The sequence below is a fragment of the Paraburkholderia sp. BGA-UO-ETr-F21 genome (assembly GCF_059567925.1).
On record NZ_JCAQOY010000040.1, the window covers coordinates 772,439 to 791,348 of the forward strand.

General features: G+C 64.5%; 14 protein-coding genes. 5 read left to right on the top strand and 9 right to left on the bottom strand.

From position 1 onward, the window contains the following. The first annotated feature begins 75 nt into the window (after positions 1-75). Together AC57B1_RS35935 and AC57B1_RS35940 are read left to right on the top strand one after the other, a co-directional pair. Positions 76-2,427: a UvrD-helicase domain-containing protein gene (locus tag AC57B1_RS35935; protein WP_091792659.1), complete on the top strand. Its 2,352-nt coding sequence runs from the start codon at positions 76-78 to the stop codon at positions 2,425-2,427. A 110-nt stretch (positions 2,428-2,537) separates the two neighbouring features. Next, positions 2,538-3,353 carry a 5'-methylthioadenosine/adenosylhomocysteine nucleosidase gene (locus AC57B1_RS35940; protein ID WP_496420338.1) on the top strand — a complete coding sequence of 272 codons (816 nt, stop codon included), beginning with the start codon at positions 2,538-2,540 and terminating at the stop codon, positions 3,351-3,353. A 90-nt stretch (positions 3,354-3,443) separates the two neighbouring features. Here AC57B1_RS35940 and AC57B1_RS35945 read toward each other — a convergent pair whose 3' ends face one another. Next, positions 3,444-5,348 (bottom strand): propionate--CoA ligase, encoded by a 1,905-nt coding sequence (locus AC57B1_RS35945; protein WP_496420067.1) that lies wholly within the window; start codon positions 5,346-5,348, stop codon positions 3,444-3,446. 276 nt (positions 5,349-5,624) lie between these two features. Further along, the gene (locus tag AC57B1_RS35950) at positions 5,625-6,887 is read right to left on the bottom strand and encodes an MFS transporter (RefSeq protein ID WP_091792661.1); all 1,263 of its coding nucleotides are present in this window, start codon (positions 6,885-6,887) and stop codon (positions 5,625-5,627) included. A 489-nt stretch (positions 6,888-7,376) separates the two neighbouring features. Here AC57B1_RS35950 and AC57B1_RS35955 point away from each other — a divergent pair, with 489 nt between their 5' ends. After that, on the top strand, positions 7,377-9,053 hold the full coding sequence (locus AC57B1_RS35955) for a methyl-accepting chemotaxis protein (protein ID WP_408300401.1): 1,677 nt from the start codon (positions 7,377-7,379) through the stop codon (positions 9,051-9,053). 157 nt (positions 9,054-9,210) lie between these two features. On the opposite strand, the gene AC57B1_RS35960 is transcribed toward AC57B1_RS35955, so the two are convergent. The 4 genes from AC57B1_RS35960 to AC57B1_RS35975 are packed head-to-tail and all read right to left on the bottom strand — an operon-like array spanning position 9,211 to position 14,056. Further along, on the bottom strand, positions 9,211-10,086 hold the full coding sequence (locus AC57B1_RS35960; RefSeq protein ID WP_091792663.1) for an efflux RND transporter periplasmic adaptor subunit: 876 nt from the start codon (positions 10,084-10,086) through the stop codon (positions 9,211-9,213). A gap of 13 nt (positions 10,087-10,099) precedes the next feature. After that, positions 10,100-10,300 carry a DUF1656 domain-containing protein gene (locus AC57B1_RS35965; RefSeq protein ID WP_011489172.1) on the bottom strand — a complete coding sequence of 67 codons (201 nt, stop codon included), beginning with the start codon at positions 10,298-10,300 and terminating at the stop codon, positions 10,100-10,102. After that, on the bottom strand, positions 10,290-12,500 hold the full coding sequence (locus tag AC57B1_RS35970; RefSeq protein ID WP_408354182.1) for an FUSC family protein: 2,211 nt from the start codon (positions 12,498-12,500) through the stop codon (positions 10,290-10,292). Before AC57B1_RS35970 ends, AC57B1_RS35965 begins: the two co-directional genes overlap by 11 nt. Before the next feature lie 2 nt (positions 12,501-12,502). Continuing rightward, the gene (locus AC57B1_RS35975; protein ID WP_091792665.1) at positions 12,503-14,056 is read right to left on the bottom strand and encodes an efflux transporter outer membrane subunit; all 1,554 of its coding nucleotides are present in this window, start codon (positions 14,054-14,056) and stop codon (positions 12,503-12,505) included. Between the two features lie 155 nt (positions 14,057-14,211). On the opposite strand from AC57B1_RS35975, the gene AC57B1_RS35980 reads away from it, so the two are divergent. Both AC57B1_RS35980 and AC57B1_RS35985 read left to right on the top strand, forming a co-directional pair. Next, positions 14,212-15,150, top strand: a complete 939-nt coding sequence (locus AC57B1_RS35980) for a LysR family transcriptional regulator (RefSeq protein ID WP_408354186.1) — start codon at positions 14,212-14,214, stop codon at positions 15,148-15,150. Between the two features lie 215 nt (positions 15,151-15,365). Then, complete coding sequence (locus AC57B1_RS35985; RefSeq protein WP_177204944.1) at positions 15,366-15,524, top strand: hypothetical protein; 159 nt, start codon at positions 15,366-15,368, stop codon at positions 15,522-15,524. A 205-nt stretch (positions 15,525-15,729) separates the two neighbouring features. Here AC57B1_RS35985 and AC57B1_RS35990 read toward each other — a convergent pair whose 3' ends face one another. The 3 genes from AC57B1_RS35990 to AC57B1_RS36000 all read right to left on the bottom strand — a co-directional run bounded on the left by AC57B1_RS35990 (position 15,730) and on the right by AC57B1_RS36000 (position 18,828). Next, positions 15,730-16,452 (bottom strand): SOS response-associated peptidase, encoded by a 723-nt coding sequence (locus AC57B1_RS35990; RefSeq protein ID WP_496420068.1) that lies wholly within the window; start codon positions 16,450-16,452, stop codon positions 15,730-15,732. A gap of 100 nt (positions 16,453-16,552) precedes the next feature. Next, complete coding sequence (locus AC57B1_RS35995; RefSeq protein WP_496420069.1) at positions 16,553-17,359, bottom strand: metallophosphoesterase; 807 nt, start codon at positions 17,357-17,359, stop codon at positions 16,553-16,555. A 50-nt stretch (positions 17,360-17,409) separates the two neighbouring features. Beyond that, positions 17,410-18,828, bottom strand: a complete 1,419-nt coding sequence (locus AC57B1_RS36000) for an FAD-binding oxidoreductase (RefSeq protein WP_496420070.1) — start codon at positions 18,826-18,828, stop codon at positions 17,410-17,412. Between the last annotated feature and the right edge of the window lie 82 nt (positions 18,829-18,910).

Here is an 18,910-nt window from a genome sequence, read left to right on the forward strand (position 1 = left end):
ACGCGCCGCGACGACAAAAAAGCCATTCCTCCCGGGGGCATATAATGTCGAACGATCTGCCGCCCCTCCAGAAAAATGCCCGACCTGCTAGCCAATCTAAACCCCGAACAACACGCCGCCGTCACGCTCCCCAACGAGCCGGCGCTCATTCTCGCCGGCGCGGGCAGCGGCAAGACCCGCGTGCTCATCACGCGTATTGCGTGGCTGATCCAGCACGGGCTGGCGTCGCCCGCCACGATTCTGGCGGTGACCTTCACCAACAAGGCGGCCCGCGAAATGATGTCGCGTCTGTCGGCGCTCCTGCCGATCGACACGCGCGGCATGTGGATCGGCACCTTCCACGGTCTGTGCAACCGCATGCTGCGCGCGCATCATCGCGACGCGGGCCTGCCGGCCACTTTTCAGATTCTCGATACCGCGGACCAGCTCTCCGCGATCAAGCGTTTGATGAAGGGCCTCAATATCGACGATGAAAAGTATCCGGCGAAAAATCTCCAGTACTTCATCAACAACGCGAAGGAACAGGGACTGCGGCCGAAAGACGTCGACGCCACCGACAACTTCAACCGCAAATTCGTCGAACTCTACGAGGCCTACGACCAGCAGTGCCAGCGCGAAGGCGTCGTCGACTTTCCTGAACTGCTGCTGCGCTGCCATGAACTGCTCGCGCACAATCCGCCGCTGCGCGCCCACTATCAGGCGCGCTTCAGGCACATTCTGGTCGACGAGTTCCAGGACACCAACAAGCTGCAATACGCATGGCTCAAGCTGCTGGCGGGCCAGACCAACTCGATCTTCGCGGTCGGCGACGACGACCAGTCGATCTACGCCTTCCGCGGCGCGAACGTCGGCAACATGCGCGACTTCGAACACGAGTTCAACGTGCGCCACCTGATCAAGCTCGAGCAGAACTATCGCTCGCACGGCCATATTCTCGATGCGGCCAATCAGCTCATCGCCAACAACTCGCGGCGGTTGGGCAAGAATTTGCGTACTGACGCGGGTCACGGCGAACCGGTGCGCGTGTATGAATCCGCGACCGATACGCAGGAAGCCGGCTGGATCGTCGAGGAAATCAAGGCGCTGATCAGCACCGGCACGTCGCGCAGCGAGATCGCGATCCTGTACCGCAGCAACGCCCAGTCGCGCACGATCGAGCACACGCTGGTCAACGCGGGTATCGCCTACCGCGTGTACGGCGGCTTGCGCTTTTTCGAGCGTCAGGAAGTCAAGCACGCGCTCGCCTATCTGCGCCTGATCGACAATCCGAACGACGACACCGCGTTCGCGCGCGTCGTCAATTTCCCGACACGCGGCATCGGCGCGCGGTCGATCGAGCAGCTCGCGGACGCGGCGCGTCTGTACAACTGCTCGATGGCCGCCGCGATTCCGTATGTGGCGGGCAAGGCGGGTTCGAGTCTCGCGGGCTTCGCCAATCTGGTCGGCAAGATGCGCGCGGAAACGCAGCAGATGAGCCTGCCGGAAACCGTCGAGTACGTGGTTCGCACAAGTGGTCTATCGGAGTTCTATCAGAACGAACGCGAAGGCCAGGACCGGCTGGAAAACTTGCAGGAACTGGTCAACGCGGCCGCGGCGTTCGTCAGCGAAGAGGGCTACGGCATGGACACGCCGGCGCGCTCCATTCCGCTGCGCCCCGGCGCGACCGCCGCCCCCGAACTGGTGGTTGCCACGGACGACCCGAATACCGTCGTGCTGGACGCACCCGGCATCGCCGATCCGGCGCAAAACCCGGACACTATGACGCCGCTCGCCGGTTTTCTGTCGCACGCGTCGCTCGAAGCGGGCGACAACCAGGCGCAGGCCGGCCAGGAAGCCGTGCAACTCATGACAGTGCACGCGGCCAAGGGCCTCGAGTTCACGGCGGTATTCATCACCGGTCTTGAAGAAGGGCTGTTCCCGCACGAGAACAGCGCGATGGAATCGGACGGTCTGGAAGAAGAGCGCCGCCTGATGTACGTCGCGATTACGCGGGCGAAGGAGCGCTTGTATCTGTCGTTCGCGCAAAGCCGCATGCTGCACGGCCAGACCCGTTACAACATCCGCTCGCGCTTCTTCGACGAACTGCCGCAGGAAACGCTCAAGTGGCTCACGCCGAAGGTCGAGGCGGGCGCGCGCTGGGGCGGCCGTTCGGACAACGCGGGTTATGGGCGTGACTGGTTCGCGCGGCCGGGTTATACGGGACCGGCATCGTCGACACCTGCGCAGTTGCCTGCGTTCGCTAATGAACAGCGTGCGGCGGAAACGGGTTTCCGGGTCGGCCAGCAGGTGTTTCACACCAAGTTCGGCGAAGGCACGATTACCGCGCTTGAAGGCGGCGGCACCGACGCGAAGGCGCAGGTCAAATTCAAACGGCACGGCGAGAAGTGGCTGGCGCTCGCGGTCGCCAAATTGCAGGCGGTGGAATGAGCGGGGCGGGCATGGGCACGCCGGAGATGGGCGGGGCCGGCGCAGCAGCGACTGACGCAGGCGCAGCCGGCACACGAGTGGCCGGCGCGGAAGCGGCTGACGCAGGCACGATGGCCGCGCGCACGTCCGCGATCGGCCCGAGCCTCGGCGGCGCTTCGGTTTCGCATCGGCCGCTCGGGATTCTGGCGGCTTTGCCACAGGAACTCGGCGATCTGCTCGAAGCAATGCGCGCCGAGGCCGGCGTGCGCACCATCACGCACGGTCAGCGCGACTATCACCTGGGCACCGTGCACGGTGCGCCATGCGTGGTCACGCTGGCGCGCGTCGGCAAGGTTGCGGCGGCGGCCACGGTCAGCGCCCTGATCCATGCGTTCGACGTCGAAGCCATCGTGTTCACCGGCGTGGCCGGCGGCGTCGGGGCCGAGGTGCGAGTGGGCGATATCGTCGTCGCCGACACGCTGCTTCAGCACGATCTCGACGCGTCGCCGTTGTTTCCGCGTTTCGAAGTGCCGTTGCTGGGCGTCTCGCATTTCAGCGCCGACGCGGCGCTCGCCGCGCAGCTCGCCGCGGCCTGCGAATGCTTCGTCGCGGAAGAGGGCGCGGCCTCGGCGGCGCGTTTCGGCACGCGCGAGCCGCGCGTGCATCGCGGTCTCATCATCAGCGGCGATCAGTTCGTGGCGAGCGCCGCGGGCGTTCGGGCTTTGCGCGAGGCGCTGCCGAACGCGCTCGCCGTGGAGATGGAAGGCGCGGCAATCGCGCAGGTCTGTCACGAATACGGCGTGCCTTGCGCGGTGGTCCGCACGATCTCGGATACCGCCGACGATCACGCGCCGGCGTCTTTCGTGTCGTTTCTCACGGAGATCGCCGGGACATATTCGAACGCGATTCTGACGCGGTTTCTGCAAGCGCGGATTTCAGAGGGCTGATGATCGGCGTCGAACGCGTATTGGCGCCGCCGACCGCAACGGCGGGCATCGACCCACCGCGCCCTCCGCGCCCACCGCGCACGTTCCCGGCTATTTAACCCCGGCGTCGTCCAGCGCTTCGCGCACCTGCTGCAATGCCGACGGATCTTCAATGGTCGGCAAGTCGCCTGGCTCGCGGCCTTCGGCGAGTGCCGCAATCGCGCGGCGCAGCAGCTTGCCGGAACGCGTCTTGGGCAGCATCGACACCACCACGACCCGCGTGGGCCGCGCAATTGCGCCGAGCTGGCGGTCCACCGTCGCCATCAGCTCGGTTTCCAGCTTGCCGCGCTTCCTGGCGTCCGCGTAAGCCTGCGCGTCGCGCAGCACCACGAAGGCCATCGCCGCCTGGCCTTTTAACGCGTCCGTCACGCCGACCACCGCGACTTCCGCGACGGCCGCGTGGCTCGACAACGCCTCCTCGATCTCACGCGTGCCAAGCCGATGGCCGGCGACGTTGATCACGTCGTCGGTGCGGCCGAGGATCGTCACGTAACCGTCTTCGTCCTGCACGCCCCAGTCGAACGTCGAATAGACCTGCTGGTTCGGCACACTCGACCAATACGTGCTGACGAAGCGCCGGTCGTCGCCCCACACCGTCGACATGCAGCCCGGCGGCAGCGGATAGGCCAGCGTGAGCACGCCCTTTTCGCCGGGCGGGCAAGGCTCGCCGGTCAACTCATTGCGCAAGGTCAGATTGAAACCCGCCGACGGCACGCCCGGCGAGCCGAGCCTGGTGGGCAGCGCCTCGACGCCGCGCGGAATGGCGAGCATCGGCCAGCCCGTCTCGGTCTGCCAGTAGTTGTCGATCACCGGCTTGCCGAGCGCGTCGGAGATCCATGCGGCGGTCGGTTCGTCGAGCGGTTCGCCGGCGAGGAACAACGTGCGCAGGCTAGACAGATCGGCCTTCTTCAGGAACGCCGGGTCCTGCTTTTTCAGCACCCGCAAGGCGGTCGGCGCGGTGAACATCAGATTGATCTTGTGATGCTCGACGAGGCGCCACCAGATGCCGCCGTCCGGACGAATCGGCGTGCCTTCGTACATCACCGTGGTGAGTCCCGCGATCAGCGGCGCGTAGACGATGTAGCTATGGCCGACCACCCAGCCCACGTCCGACGCGGTGAACATCGTGTCGCCCGGCTTGCCCTGGAAGATATGCTCCATCGACGCCGCCAGCGCGACCGCATAGCCGCCGACGTCGCGTTGCACGCCCTTCGGCTTGCCGGTCGTGCCCGACGTGTACAGCACGTAGGAAGGCTCATTCGATTCGAGCCACTCGCAGGGCACATGGGCATCGAAGAACTTTTCGCGCAGCGGCTCGTAGGCGACCAGGTAGCTGGCGTTCAGGCGCTCGGGCGCTAGCTGCCGGTCGATCAGCAAGACGCGCGGCGTCTTGTGGTTCGCGCGTGCGAGCGCTTCGTCCATCAGCGGCGTGTAGTCGATCACCTTGCCGCCGCGTGCGCCCGCGTCGGCGGTGACGATCAGCACGGGCTTCGCGTCGTCGATGCGGGCCGCGAGGTTGGGCGCCGCGAAGCCGCCGAACACCACCGAATGAATCGCGCCCAGCCGCGCGCAGGCGAGCATCGCGAACAGCGCCTCGGGGATCATCGGCAGATAGAGCAGGACCACGTCGCCGCGCTTGACGCCGAGCGAGCGCATGACGGCGGCCATCCGGTTGATCTCGGCGTACAGCTCGGCGTAGGTGTAGCGCCGCTCGATGCCGGTTTCCGTCGAGACATAGACCAGCGCGTTCTGCTGCGCGCGCTCGACCAGATGCCGGTCCACCGCGTTATGACACAGATTCGTACGACCGCCGACGAACCAGCGCGCGAACGGCGGATTCGACCGGTCGAGCACCGTATCGAACGGCGTCTGCCAATGGATGCGCCGCGCTTCTTCGCGCCAGAATGCTTCGGGATGCTCGATCGAACGGCGGTGGAAGTCGCGGTAGCTGGTCATCTGCGGCGATCCTTCTGCTGCGTGAGTGAATGCATGTCGGCGCGCGTCGCCGTGCGGCGCTGCGCTGCGCGAGGACAAGGCGGGTATCCGCACAAGCATAGAGCAGGGGTGGCTCGGCGGACAACGCGGGTTCACCATGAGCGATGCGGTGCGCTGTCAGGCGTGGCAAGGGGCCGCGTCACTGATACGTCGCAGTCCCTGAGTTCACGCCAGGATAAAGACAAAGAAAAAGGCGCCGAAGCGCCTTTTCTCATCAGACCTGAGGTCGGAATGTCTTCATGCCTTCGCGCGCTTTCCTTCCACATCCGGTAGAAACACCGTCAGCACGCCGATCAACGGCAGGAACGAGCAGACCTTGTAGACATACGTGATGCTGGTGGCATCGGCCAGTTGCCCGAGGACGGCCGCGCCGATCCCGCCCATGCCGAACGCGAAGCCGAAAAACAGGCCCGCCACCATGCCCACCTTGCCGGGGATCAACTCCTGCGCATACACGAGGATCGCCGAGAACGCTGAAGCCAGCACCACGCCGATGATTACCGTCAGCACGCCGGTCCAGAACAGATTGGCGTAGGGCAGCAGCAGCGTGAACGGCGCCACGCCGAGAATCGAGACCCAGATCACATACTTGCGGCCGATCCGGTCGCCGACCGGTCCACCGATCACCGTGCCCGCCGCCACTGCCGCAAGGAACACGAACAGATGGACCTGCGCGGCCTGCACAGGCAGATGGAATTTGTCGATCAGATAGAAGGTGAAGTAGCTGTTGATGCTGGCGAGATAGAAGTACTTCGAGAACACCAGCAGAATCAGCACGCCCATTGCGAACATGACCTTGTTGCGCGAGAGCGTGGCATGACCGGCCGCGCCGCGCGCTTTCTTCACCGACGGATGCTGCTTGTACCAGCGACCGATCTGCGTCAGCACGACGATCGCGACGAGCGCCGCCACCGAAAACCACGCAATGCTGCGCTGGCCGTGCGGAATCACGATCAACGCGGCGAGCAGCGGCCCGAGCGACGAACCCGCGTTGCCGCCCACCTGGAACAGCGACTGCGCAAGTCCGTGACGGCCGCCCGACGCCATGCGCGCCACCCGCGACGATTCCGGATGGAACACCGACGAGCCGCAGCCGACCAGCGCCGCCGCGACCAGCAGCACGCCGAAATTGGGCGCGACCGACATCAACAGTAGTCCGGCGAGCGTGAAGCCCATGCCGACGGGCAGCGAATACGGCTTCGGATGCTTGTCCGTATAAATGCCGACGAGCGGTTGCAGCAGCGACGCGGTGATCTGGTAGGTCAGCGTGATCAGGCCGATCTGTCCGAACGACAACGAGAAGTTGTCTTTCAGCATCGGGTAGATCGCGAGGATCAACGACTGGATCATGTCGTTGAGCAGATGCGAAAAGCTGATTGCGCCGAGCACGGAGTAGACCGTGCGTTGGACCTTGACGGCCGGCTGCGCAGCGGTGGTGGTGGCGGTTCCGGCGCCGGCTGGTGCGCCGGCGAGGGCGCTTTTATCGAGGCTCGTTTCCATACACTAGATGAGAGAGGAGAAAGAGTGATCTGACGCCGCCGATGTGGTTCAAACACCGTTTTCAGCGCTGCGGCATTTCGACGCGGTTTTTTGCGAAGTCAGCTATTTGTCGCAGTTTAATGTGGCCTGAGCGAATTGTAAGGACAAGTTTTGTCGCGAATCGGACATGCGATGTTGATGAGGGCCGGCGTGAGGGCGTCGGAATCGCGCGCCGCGCGCACCCCGGCGGTGCAAAAACAATTGTGTCGGCCTGAGCACGCGCGCACGGCCTCTCGTCTGATAAATGCCGACCCGACGATTTTTGGCCATGTATAAAACCGATCGCGGGCGCGCGGCTTACGAGGCGGCGCGTCGAGGACCGGGCGACATACGATCGGCATTTCGCGAGCGACGCTAAAGATCGCAGACGTTTATGCCGTTGACCCGGAGAGATGAGCAGCAATGCCGGAACCGACCTTTCCGGCAGTTCTACACGTGGGGACGGGGAATATGAAAGCAGTTTCGCTGGGTAGCCAGACGGGCGCGGGATTCGTACCGGAGGGAGAAGCGGCTGGCAAAACGCCGCCACAGGGCGAGCGCAGCCGCTCGCGGGCGGTCAGGCTCAAGGGTTTGTCGGTGAAGGCAATGCTGCGCCTCGCGTTTGCCGTGCTGCTGATCGGTACGCTGCTGATCGGCGTGTTTTCGCTGACCCAGATCAGCCGCCTGAATGCATCGGCACAATCCATCTACGATCAGGGGCACGTTGCCAGCCGTGCGGCCGAAGAGGCACGCGGCTACATGCTGCGCGCGAGCCGCGCGCAGAAAATGCTGCTCACCGCGACCACCGCGAAAGAGCGCGACGATCTCGGCGCCGATATCGAAACGGGCCTGAGCGGTCTCGCTTCGCAACTCGGCACGCTGCAGCAGTACGTCGACACTTCCGACGCGAAGGCGGTCGACCAGCAGAAGAAATTTGCCGCCGCCGTGACGGCGTGGAGCGGCCATCTGCGCGACTTCGTGACGCTCGTGAAAGCGCAGCCGCTCGACCTGTCGCAGATGAACTGGCAGGTCGGCACGCAGGACGTGTCGCTGCTGGTCGAAACCGGCAAGCTCGAAAAACTGGTCGACGAACTCGTCGCGCAGCGCGCTACGGCTGCGAAGGCAACCATCGAGGCATCGGGGTTTATCTACCATTCGTCGTTCGTGATGATCGCGTTGGCGACGCTCGGCCTGATCGTGCTCGCGTTCGGTATCAGCGAGTGGGTGGTGCGACGCCTTGCCGGTCAGCTCGGCGGCGAGCCGGCGTACGCGAAGGAAATCGCCAGCCGTATCGCCGCGGGTGATCTGTCCGTCGACATCGCGCTCGGCCGCAAGGACAAGTCGAGCATGCTCTTCGCGCTCAACGACATGCAAAGCGGCCTTGCGACAACGGTCGCCGACATTGCCTCGAGCGCGGACGCGATCGCGACGGCATCGGGCGAGATTTCGATGGGTAACCTGGATCTGTCGCAGCGCACCGAGCAACAGGCGATGGCGCTCGAACGCACGGCGACCAGCATGGAGCAATTGACTTCGACGGTGCGCCAGAATGCCGACAATGCGAAGCAGGCGAGCACGCTCGCCAACAACGCGTCGGAGATCGCGGAGAAGGGCGGCGAGGTGGTGAGCCGCGTGGTTGCGACGATGAACGAGATCAACGATAGCGCGCGCAGTATCGGCGACATCATCGGCGTGATCGAGGGGATCGCGTTTCAGACCAATATTCTTGCGTTGAACGCGGCGGTCGAGGCAGCGCGTGCCGGTGAGGAAGGGCGCGGATTTTCCGTGGTCGCCGCGGAAGTGCGTAATCTGGCTCAGCGTAGTGCGGCGGCCGCCAAGGAGATCAAAGGTTTGATCAGTACGTCGGTCGAGCGGGTGAGCAATGGCTCGACGCTTGCCCAGGACGCCGGGCAGACCATGGACGAGGTCGTCAAGGCGGTGAAGCGTGTGACCGACATCATGGGTGAAATCTCGGCGGCTTCGTCCGAGCAGAGCGCGGGGATCGAGGAGATCAACCTCGCGGTCACGCAGATGGATGCCGGGACGCAGCAGAATGCGGCGTTGGTGGAGCAGGCTACTGCGGCTGCCAGGTCGCTGGATGATCAGGCACGCGGGCTGAAGGTGATGGTGGGTAAGTTCAGGTTGTGAGCGCGGGTGAAGCGATCCTCGTAGAGGATCGCGACTTGGAACCCGTCCGCACTTTTGCGTGCGAGGCGGCTGGTGGATTTACCCGCGTGCGTTGGTGAAGCGCTCGCTAACCAACCGCGACATTCCCGAAACATACCCAAAAGCACGCAAGCAAAAATTAGCTTGCCTTACCACTCCCGGGCGTAACCACAACCGTACAGGTAATCCCCGCCGCCAGCACGACATTGTCGGGCACTGAATCGATTTTCACCCGCACGGGCACGCGCTGCGCCAACCGTACCCAGTTAAAAGTCGGATTCACATCGGCAAGCAGTTCACGGCTCTCAGGATTGTCCCGATCATAAATGCCGCGAGAAATACTCTCGACGTGCCCCTGCAGCGTGCCACCGCTCATCAACCGGACTTCAGCCTTGTCGCCAACGCGCACATGCGGAAGCTTGGTTTCCTCGAAGTACCCGTACACCCAGAACGAATGGCTATCGACAATCGCCAGCTTCGCGGAACCCACCGTCGCATAATCGCCGCGGAACACGCTCAGATTCGTGACATACCCGTCGACCGGTGACACGACCCGCGTGCGCTCGAGATTCAGCTTGGCCGCGTCGAGCGTGGCCAAAGCCTGCTGATAAGACGCCTCGGCAGCCGAAGCAGTGTGAGTCGCGTTCTCGCGGTTCTCTTTCGACACGACCAGCGCATCCATATCGGCACGCCGTTGCGCGTCATCGCGCCTCATCTGCAACTCGGCCTTTCGCGCGGCAACCGCGGCCTGCGCCTGTTCAACCGCGAGCGCATAGTGCGACGGGTCGATCTGCATCAACAGGTCGCCTTTCTTCACGAGCTGATTGTCCTTCACCGGCAGATCGACGATCGCCCCGGAAACATCCGGTGCGATATTCACGATCTCGGCGCGCACGCGACCGTCGCGTGTCCACGGTTCATCCATGTAATGAACCCACAGCACGCGTCCAATCAAAATCGCGACGATAAAAATAACGGCTGTCGCGACGAAGCCCACAATATTTCGGATGGTCATGTTTCGACTCTTATCAACGATAAACGGCGAGACCCAGCACGCCGCAAACACACACGAGCAAGCTGGCCCGGAACAAGGACGGATGCCACACCACGCGATACAGGCCCGTATGGGCGATCACGCGGTCCAGCACCCACGTAAGCGCGGCGCCTGCGATGAACAGCAACACGATGGCCGGGATGTACGCGTCCAGAACGGCGATATCACGTGGCATGACGAACTCCTTCTGACGCGCCGGCACGTCCGCTCATCAACGATTCAAGCGGCGATTGCGGATCGAGCAGCGCGGTACGAATGAAATGCAGTTGACTCAAAATGCGTTGCAGCTGGTGCCGCTCTTCACGCGGCGGCGCGAAAGCGACCAGCATCTGCTGAAGCGCGGTGATAGCGTCGGTGGTCGCGGCGAGCGCGCGGTCGAAGCGGTCTTCACGCGGCCGCTCGAATAGCGCGGCCAGCGCGTCGCGCATGGTGCGCAGCGAGGCGCGCCACGGCATCGACGGCGCATAACGCGCGTCGGCGGGCAGCGTGGCCAGTTCGCGGCGCAAGTCGATCACTGCGTTGCCCACTTCGAGCACCGAGAAGAGCCAGCGCAACGTATCGCGTTTCAGCTCGGGCTCGTGTTGCGCGAGCGCGTTGATCTGGAACATCAGGTCGCGTGCGCCGCTCTCGAAGCGCGAGCGCACCCGGCGCATGCCCGCGCGGCTCGCCAGCACCACCTGGCGGCGCAAATCCATCAGCAGGCGGTTGCGCAGCCACGGAGTGGATGGCGGCAGCAACACCGCGAACGCGATCGAGGCCACCAGCATCGACAGCACGAGCGCCATCGCGTCGTTCATGAAACTGCTCGGGTCGTAGTGAATCACGTTGTCCGGGCCGGCGAGGAAACAGAAGAAGATGCAGTAGCCGACGCCATAGCCGGCCAGCGCGGGCCGCGTGGTCATGAACACGCCGAGCAGCAGGAAAGGCGCGAGCGCGGCGCACAGCAGCGGGAAGCCGTCGATGTGCGGAAACACGCCGAACACCGCGATCATTCCCATCACCGTGGCGACCAGCGTGCCGGCGGCCATCTGGAACGCGGTGCGTTTCGGATTCGGCGACGACGACGCCAGCGCGCACACCGCCGCGGCGTTCAGCGTCAGGGTCGAACCGCTCGGCCACGCGGTGGCGATCCAGAACGCGCCGAGCACCATCATCACGATGGCGGCGCGCACGCCCGAGACGCTTGCCGCAATCGCGTTCGTTTTCGGTTCGTAACGTTCGACCCAGCGCTCGCGCTCGTGCGTATCGACGGAGAGCGACGCGTACGTGGCCGCATAGGCGTGCAGGTCATCGATAAAGCGATACAGCAGTTCGGCGCCGGTGTCGAAATCGAGCAGCGGGGCGTCGGGATGCGCTTCCAGTCCCGCTCGCGTCGCGCGCACGCGCTTGGGCAACTCGGCTTTGAAGGCCTCGAGTTGCGCGGCGGCGTGAACGGCGTCGGCGGCGCTCAGCACGGGTTCACCGGATTTCGCGAGCAGCGGGGCGATTTCCCGGAAGTACGGCTCGAGCGCATCGACAGCGGTCGCCGCGCCGCTGGTGTTCGCGTCGCGCAAGCGGTTCATCAGCTGATGCAGCGCGTGAAAGCGCGTCGAAGCAGTCATGAACTCGCTGTTCAGACGGGCGAGGCGGCCGCCGCGCATGCGCGAGTCGGGACCCTCGAACACGGCCACGCTGCGCGCCGCTTCGAAGCCGACGATGTCGGCGACAAAGCGTGCATTGGTCGCTTCGATCTGCGCGCGGTCATTGTGGCCGGCGAGCGACGCCGACACATACTCGACGAAGGCCGAGAAACGCGCGCGCACGGTGCCGCGCATCTGCAAGCCGGCAAACTGCGGAAACACGAGGCCGCTCACAGCGCCCGCGCAGATAATGCCGACCACCACTTCGGCCACTCGCGTGAGCGCGCTCAGAAACGCGCCGTCCGGGTGCTGCGAAGCGGGAATGCCGATCAGCGCTGCGGTGTAGCCCGCCAGCACGAAACCGTACGACCTGAAGTTGCGGTTGCGCGCGGCGCCCGCCGTGCAGATGCCAACCCAGATCGCGGTCGTGACAATGAACAGTTCCGGCTGCTGCGCGAACAGACCGATCAGCGCGAGCATCACGACGAGACCGACGAGCGTGCCGCAGATCCGGTAGAAGCTCTTTGCGAACACCATGCCGCTTTGCGGCTGCATCACGATGAACACGGTGGTCATTGCCGTGCGCGGCTGCGGCAGGTCGAGCTTCATCGCGACGCCGAGCGCGAGGAAGCAGGCGGCGAGCGCTTTGAACAGATAGATCCACGTCAGACCGTCGTTACGCGCCCAGTCGGCGGCGGCCGCGTAATACGCTGCGAACGACGCCGGACGCGGCGCGGAAAAAGGAGAAGCGGACATGATCAGCTTCCCGACCTGGCGGGCTTGGCCGGCTCGGCGCTGGCGGTCGAACCGGGCGCGACCGTCTTGCCCTTGCCATGCGCTGGCAGCGTTTCTTTCGCCAGCGGACCGTTGGCCGGGTCGTCGAGTCCACCGCCCAATGCCGTGACCAGTGAGGCATGCGCGCCGAGCCGTTCGGCCTGGATCCTGGCCACGCCTTCCTGTGCGTGCAGCAACTGGTTTTGCGCGATCAACACGTTCAGGTAGTCGGTCAGACCGCGCCGATAACCTTCGCGCGACAGATCGTAGTTCTTGCGGGCGGTCGCGACTGAGCGGTCGGCGTCGTCGGCCTGGGTCGCGAGCGAGCGGATCCGGATCACCTGATCGGAAATGTCCTTGAGCGCGCCGACAATCGACTGGTTGTAACGGTCGACGGCTTCGTCATAGCTCGCCGAGGCTGCGCCGAGTTGCGAACGCAGGCGGCCGCCGTCGAGGATGGGCAGCGACAGCGCGGGCCCCGCGCTCCAGCTATGCGACGGGTTCTTTAGAAACTGGAACAGCGGCCCCATTGCCGCATATCCGCCGATCGACGCAAGCAGGTTGATGTCCGGATAGAAGTCGGCCTTGGCCACGTCGATGCCGCGTGCCTGCGCCGCGACCGTCCAGCGCGCCGCGACCACGTCCGGCCGGTGGCCGATCAGGTCGGCGGGCAGGGCGCTCGGCAGGCCGGCCGGCGCGTTCAGCGAAAGCGTCGGACGCTGGATCGAATCGCCCGCGCCCGGACCTTTACCGGCCAGCGCGGCCAGCTGATTGCGGCCGAGCGCGATCTTTTCTTCGATTTCGTCGATCTGGCGTTCGTATTCGGGCAACGGCGTTTCGGCCTGGCTCACTTCCAGCTGCGTACCGATGCCGCCTTTCAGGCGCCGGCTAGCCAGGTCCACGATCTGCTGCTGTTGCTGCAAGGTGGACTTGGCGATGTCGAGGAGCGCGTAGTTCAGCGACATCTCGATGTACGTGCGCACCACGTTGTTTTCCAGCTCGAGCTGGGCGGCGCGGGCGTCGGCTGAGCTCGCGTGGGCGGCGTCGAGCGCGCGCTCGGCGGCATTCTTGTCCTTGCCCCAGATATCGAGGTGATACGACAGGCCGAGCGTGCCGGTGTTGTTCCACGATTGCTCGCCCGCGAGCGGGCCGGGACCGTAGTACAGGTTGTCCGCCCACTTCTGGCGCTGGATCGACAGGCTGCCGTTGACTTGCGGCGACAATGCCGCACGGGCGACACCCGCCATCGACATGGCTTCGCGCACGCGTGCCTGGGCGGCCGCGAGGCTCGGGTTGCCCGCTTGCGCGGCGTCGATCCACTCGTTGAGTTGCGGATCGTTATAGGCGCGCCACCAGTCGACGGCCGGCCATTGGGCGTCCGCATTGGCGGCGCGGATCGCGTTGCCCGCGTCGAGCGAAGCGGGCTGGACTCCGCTCGCTTGCGGCGCGACGCCTCCGGTACTGGCACAGCCGGCGATTGTTAATAGGATCGTAAGAACCGCGGCTGCGGCGATCCCTTTCGGTACCGGAGACTGCACGATTTCCTCCAGAAATGACTATAGAAGCATGTGCGTCATTATATTTTTTGATCAATTGCGGAATAACCGGTAAAGATGCAAGGCATTTTTACGCGATATGAGACAATCGCCTTTGCGAATCGTGTAACAATCGCTTCCGATCACAAGGGAAAGTTATGGATACGCTTCAAAACATGCGCGTATTTGTCCGCGTCGTCGAAGCGGGCAGCTTTACGGGCGCCGCTCAGCATCTGAACACGACCACCGCGTATGCGTCGCGCGCGGTATCCGATCTGGAGGCGCACCTGCGCACGCGCCTGTTGAACCGCACGACGCGCCGCATCGCGCTGACCGAGGCCGGCGAGCGCTACCTGCAGCGCTGCGAGCAGATCCTCGCGTACGTGGATCAGGCGGAAGCCGAGGCGAGCGACGCCCACGCCCGCCCGTCCGGCAAACTCAAAGTCCACGCAATGACGAGTTTCGGCCAGCACTACGTGGTGCCGGCCGTAGGCCGCTATCAGGAGCGCTACCCGGAAGTGCATATCGAACTGACGCTCGCGCAGCGCATGCCCGATCTGCTCGACGAAGGTTTCGACGTGTCGCTCACGCTCGCCACCGGTCTGCCGGATTCGGGGCTGGTGTCGCAGCGCATTGGCAGCGCGTTCAGCATCGCGTGCGCGTCGCCCGCCTATCTGGAGCGGCGCGGTGTGCCGCAAACGCCCGCGGACCTGGTGCGCCACACCTGCCTGCAAATGGTCACGCCGGTTTTCCCGACCGACAAATGGACCTTCGACGGCCCGAACGGCGAGGAAACCATCGCCCTCGGCCCGACCACCTTCCAGGTGAACGTGGCCGAAGCCATGGCGGTGGCCGTGTCGAGCGGCATGGGCGTCGGGCTGATTCCGATCTACTCGGCGATCAGCGGTTTGCGAAGCGGCGAACTGGTGTGGTTGCTGCCCGAATACACGTCGCAGGAGATGAATCTGTACGCGTTGTATCCGTCCCGGCAATATCTGGACGCCAAGATCCGTACGTGGGTCGAGTTCCTGCGAGATGAACTACCTGCTACGCTGGCTGCGGATCAGGCGGAATTGCGCGAATTCGCGCGGACCTGAGATCAGGCGCGCGTCTTTGGCAATCCTTGAACGGTTGACCGGGCGGCGGGCGGTGCAGTGACCGCCTGTTACATAAGTGCCGCGCCGCAACATTTCCTTACTTTCGCCGCCCGATCGATTTGCTAACGTGTCGTTCATGCGCTGCGGTAGTAGACCGGGGGCGCTCAGTTCGCCGCGGTTCGGCAATATTGCAACAACAGAAGTACGAGGGATTCATGGATACGCATCTGATGATTGGCGTGGCCGTCATGATTGGCTTGATCGGGATTGCCGCTTCGCGCGATCTGCTGCGCCGGTTGCGCGAGCAGCAGCCGCAACTGGTGCCGATCAAGGTCGAGCGCCCGGATCTGAAGGCACAGCGGCGCGACCGTTGAGTTTCGCCGAGGCGCCTGTCTAGCAGGCGCCGTTTATTCGGGCGGCGGCGCGCAGTTTGGTTCGGGGTGCGTGGGTTGTCCGCGCTTGTTGCTCGCTTCTTGCTCCTTTTCTGGCTTATATCGGGTTAAGTGCGGCGATCGCGCCGTTGGCTCATGGTGCTTTGCGGTTCGGGCTCAAGTTTGGGCTTACGTCAGGCACCGGTTTTCAGTTTATTGCCGCGATCAGACCCGGTTCGTCATTGAGCGTGCGGTCCACCTCGTGGCTCACCCGGTGCCAGCGGAAGCGCCCGGCGGCCATGCCCGCGCTGCGTGTCAATTGCTCGAGTTCGTCGAGCGGCAAGGCGGGATCCAGCCAGCGGCGGGCCGCTTCCGATGCGAATGCCAGCGGACGGCGATCGTGCACATCGACGAGACCCGTATCGGCGATGGCCGTCACTATCACCATTCCCATGCCTTCTGTTTGAGGTTCCGTGCCGCGCACGCTCGACAGCGCCGCGAGATACATGGGGGCATCGCTTTTCAGATGCACGAAGTAGGGCTGACGGATCGGCGGTTCGTCCGCTCTGTCCTTGCTCTGCGCGATGGCTGTCACAGGCGTGGTTTCCACGCGCCATTCAAACCAGCCGTCCGCAGGCACCAATACGCGCCCGGTCTTCCACAATTCCTTGAAGTAGCGCCCGTTCGGCGCGGCGTCCGCGCGCGCGTTGATGGTCTGCGGCAGATGCTGTTCGCGTGCCCAGTCGGGACGATATCCCCAGTGGATTGCGCGCACCGTCTGATCCGGGTACACCGTGAGCGGGTGCGTGCCGGGAGCGAGGTTGTAGCCGGGACGCCGGTCGGCGGCATCGAAAAGCATGAGTGGATCGGCGAGACCAAGGTGCTCGGCGTAGAAATGCGGATCGCGGTACTGGCTGATTCGACCACACATGAGCGACCTCCGAATACGACCCGTCTTGGGTTTCGACCGTTGCGGTTCGATAACGTCGCGAGCGTAGCGCCTGCCGTGCGGGCTCGCTATTCAGCGGCCGCTAAATCTCAACGACCTTATCCCACGCAAACAGCGGATTCTCCAGCAGCCCGGTGCGCCGGTCGAGATATCCGCGCGGATTGCACACCACGCGCGTGCCGTTCACGCGGTAGTCGAACGGCGTATGCGTGTGTCCATGAATCCACAACGCGACCGGCGGCCCCACGAGATCCGGCAAGTGATTGACGAAGCCCGCCGACACGCGGTCTTCCGCGTAACGTTCGGCCAGACTCAACCGATGCGGCGCATGATGCGTGACGACGATCGTCTTGCCGCCGAACGGTTTGGCGAGTTCGCCTTCGAGCCAGGCCCGCGCCTGCCGGTGCAGCGCGAGCGAATCGTCGGGGGTAAAGTCGCGCGTTGCATCGTGGGTGTCGTGCGGCCAGTTCATCTGGATCAGCCCGCGAAAATCGAGCATGACCCGCCGCGACGCGCCGATCGACTCCGCGAGCGTATCGGCGTCGTTTCCGTATAAGGCGAAGTCGGTCCACAAGGTCGTGCCGAGCACGCGCCACCGGCCTTGCGGGTCGACCAGCGCGGCGTTGTTCAGCACGTGCACATTGTCGACCTGCGCGGCCGCGTCATGGAGCGCGGCTTCGAGCGCGCCGAACTCGCCGTCGTAGTACTCGTGATTGCCCGGCACGTAGACCACCGGCACGGCGCCGTCGAAAGTTTGCGCGGCCCAGCGCGGTCCGGCCGCGTGATTGTGGATGTCGCCCGCCAGCACGATCAGATCCGCCTGCGCATGCGGGATCAACTCGGGCTCGTCATTTTCCAGATGCAGATCGGACAGCACTCGAATCTTCACGACCACGACTCCTGCAAGGGGCTCCGCAAGGGAACGCGCAGCTTCAGACGCTAGCGTAGCACCTTGCCCGGATTCATCAGATTCAGCGGATCGAGCGCGCGCTTGACGGCACGCATCAACTGCACCTCGACGTCCTGCTTGTAATGCATCGCCTCGTCGATCTTCAACTGGCCGAGACCGTGTTCAGCGCTGATGCTGCCGCGATGCCGATGCACGCTGTCGTAGACGATCTGGTTGATCGGGCCTTGGTGCTGTTTAAGGAACGCCTTGGCGTCGACGCCTTCGGGCGCCTGCACGTTGTAGTGCAGATTGCCGTCGCCGAGATGGCCGAATGTCACCATGCGCGCACCGGGCACGGCTTGCGCGATCGCGGCGTCGGTTTCTTCGATGAAGTGGCCGATGCGCGAGATCGGCACCGCGATATCGTGCTTGATGTTCAGCCCTTCTTCGGCCTGGGCGAGCGGAATGTGTTCGCGCAGGTTCCAGAACGCCCGCGACTGGCTGAGGTTTTCCGCGACCACCGCGTCCTGCACCAGGCCTTCTTCCAGCGCCGTTTCCATTAAACGCTCGAACAGTTCGCGTGCGTGCTCCTCGCTTTCGCTGTCCGACAGTTCGAGCAGCACGACCTGCGCGTGCGGCTCGGCGAACGGATAGCGCATCTGCTCGAAATGCCGGCCGACCAGACGCAGGCAGAAATCCGACATCAATTCGAAACCGGTCAGGAGCGGCCCGGCGACGCGCTGCGTGAGTGAGAGAAAATCGAGCGCGGCGTGCGGCGACGCGAGCGCGGCGAGCGCCGTGACGCGCGCGGCTGGTTGTGGATGCAACTTCAGCACGGCAGCGGTGATGATGCCGAGCGTGCCTTCCGCGCCGATGAACAGGTCGCGCAGATCGTAGCCGGTGTTGTCCTTGCGCAGGCCGCGCAGGCCGTCCCACAGTTCGCCCTGCGGGGTGACGACTTCTAAGCCGAGACACAGTTCGCGCGTGTTGCCATAGCGGAGCACGCCGGTGCCGCCCGCATTGGTGGCGAGATTGCCGCCGATCGTGCAACTGCCTTCGGCGGCGAGGCTCAACGGAAACAGCCGGCCGGCTTCTTCGGCGTGCTTCTGCACTTCCGCGAGGATGACGCCGGCTTCGACCGTGATCGTGTTGTTGTGCGGATCGATGTCACGCACCCGGTTCAGACGCCGCAAGCTGATGACCGCTTGCGCGCCGCTTGCGTCCGGCGTGGCGCCGCCGGCAAGGCCCGTGTTGCCCCCTTGCGGGACTAGCGCGATGCGATGCTCGACGGCGAGCTTCACGAGCGCCGCGACTTCGTCAGGCGTGGCGGGACAGAGCACTGCGCATGCCGCGCCGGTGTAGCGGCGCCGCCAGTCGGTCAGGTAAGGGGCGGTGTCGTGCGGATCGGTCAGCACTTGCGCGGCGCCGATGGCGTCGCGGCAGGCGGCGAGAAAAGCGGTTTGGGTCATGTTGGCTCAGTCAGCGTGTTCGGGCTTGGTCGGTCAGCGTGTTCGGGAGAAATGTCGCGGCGTTCTGTTCAGATGGTCGTGT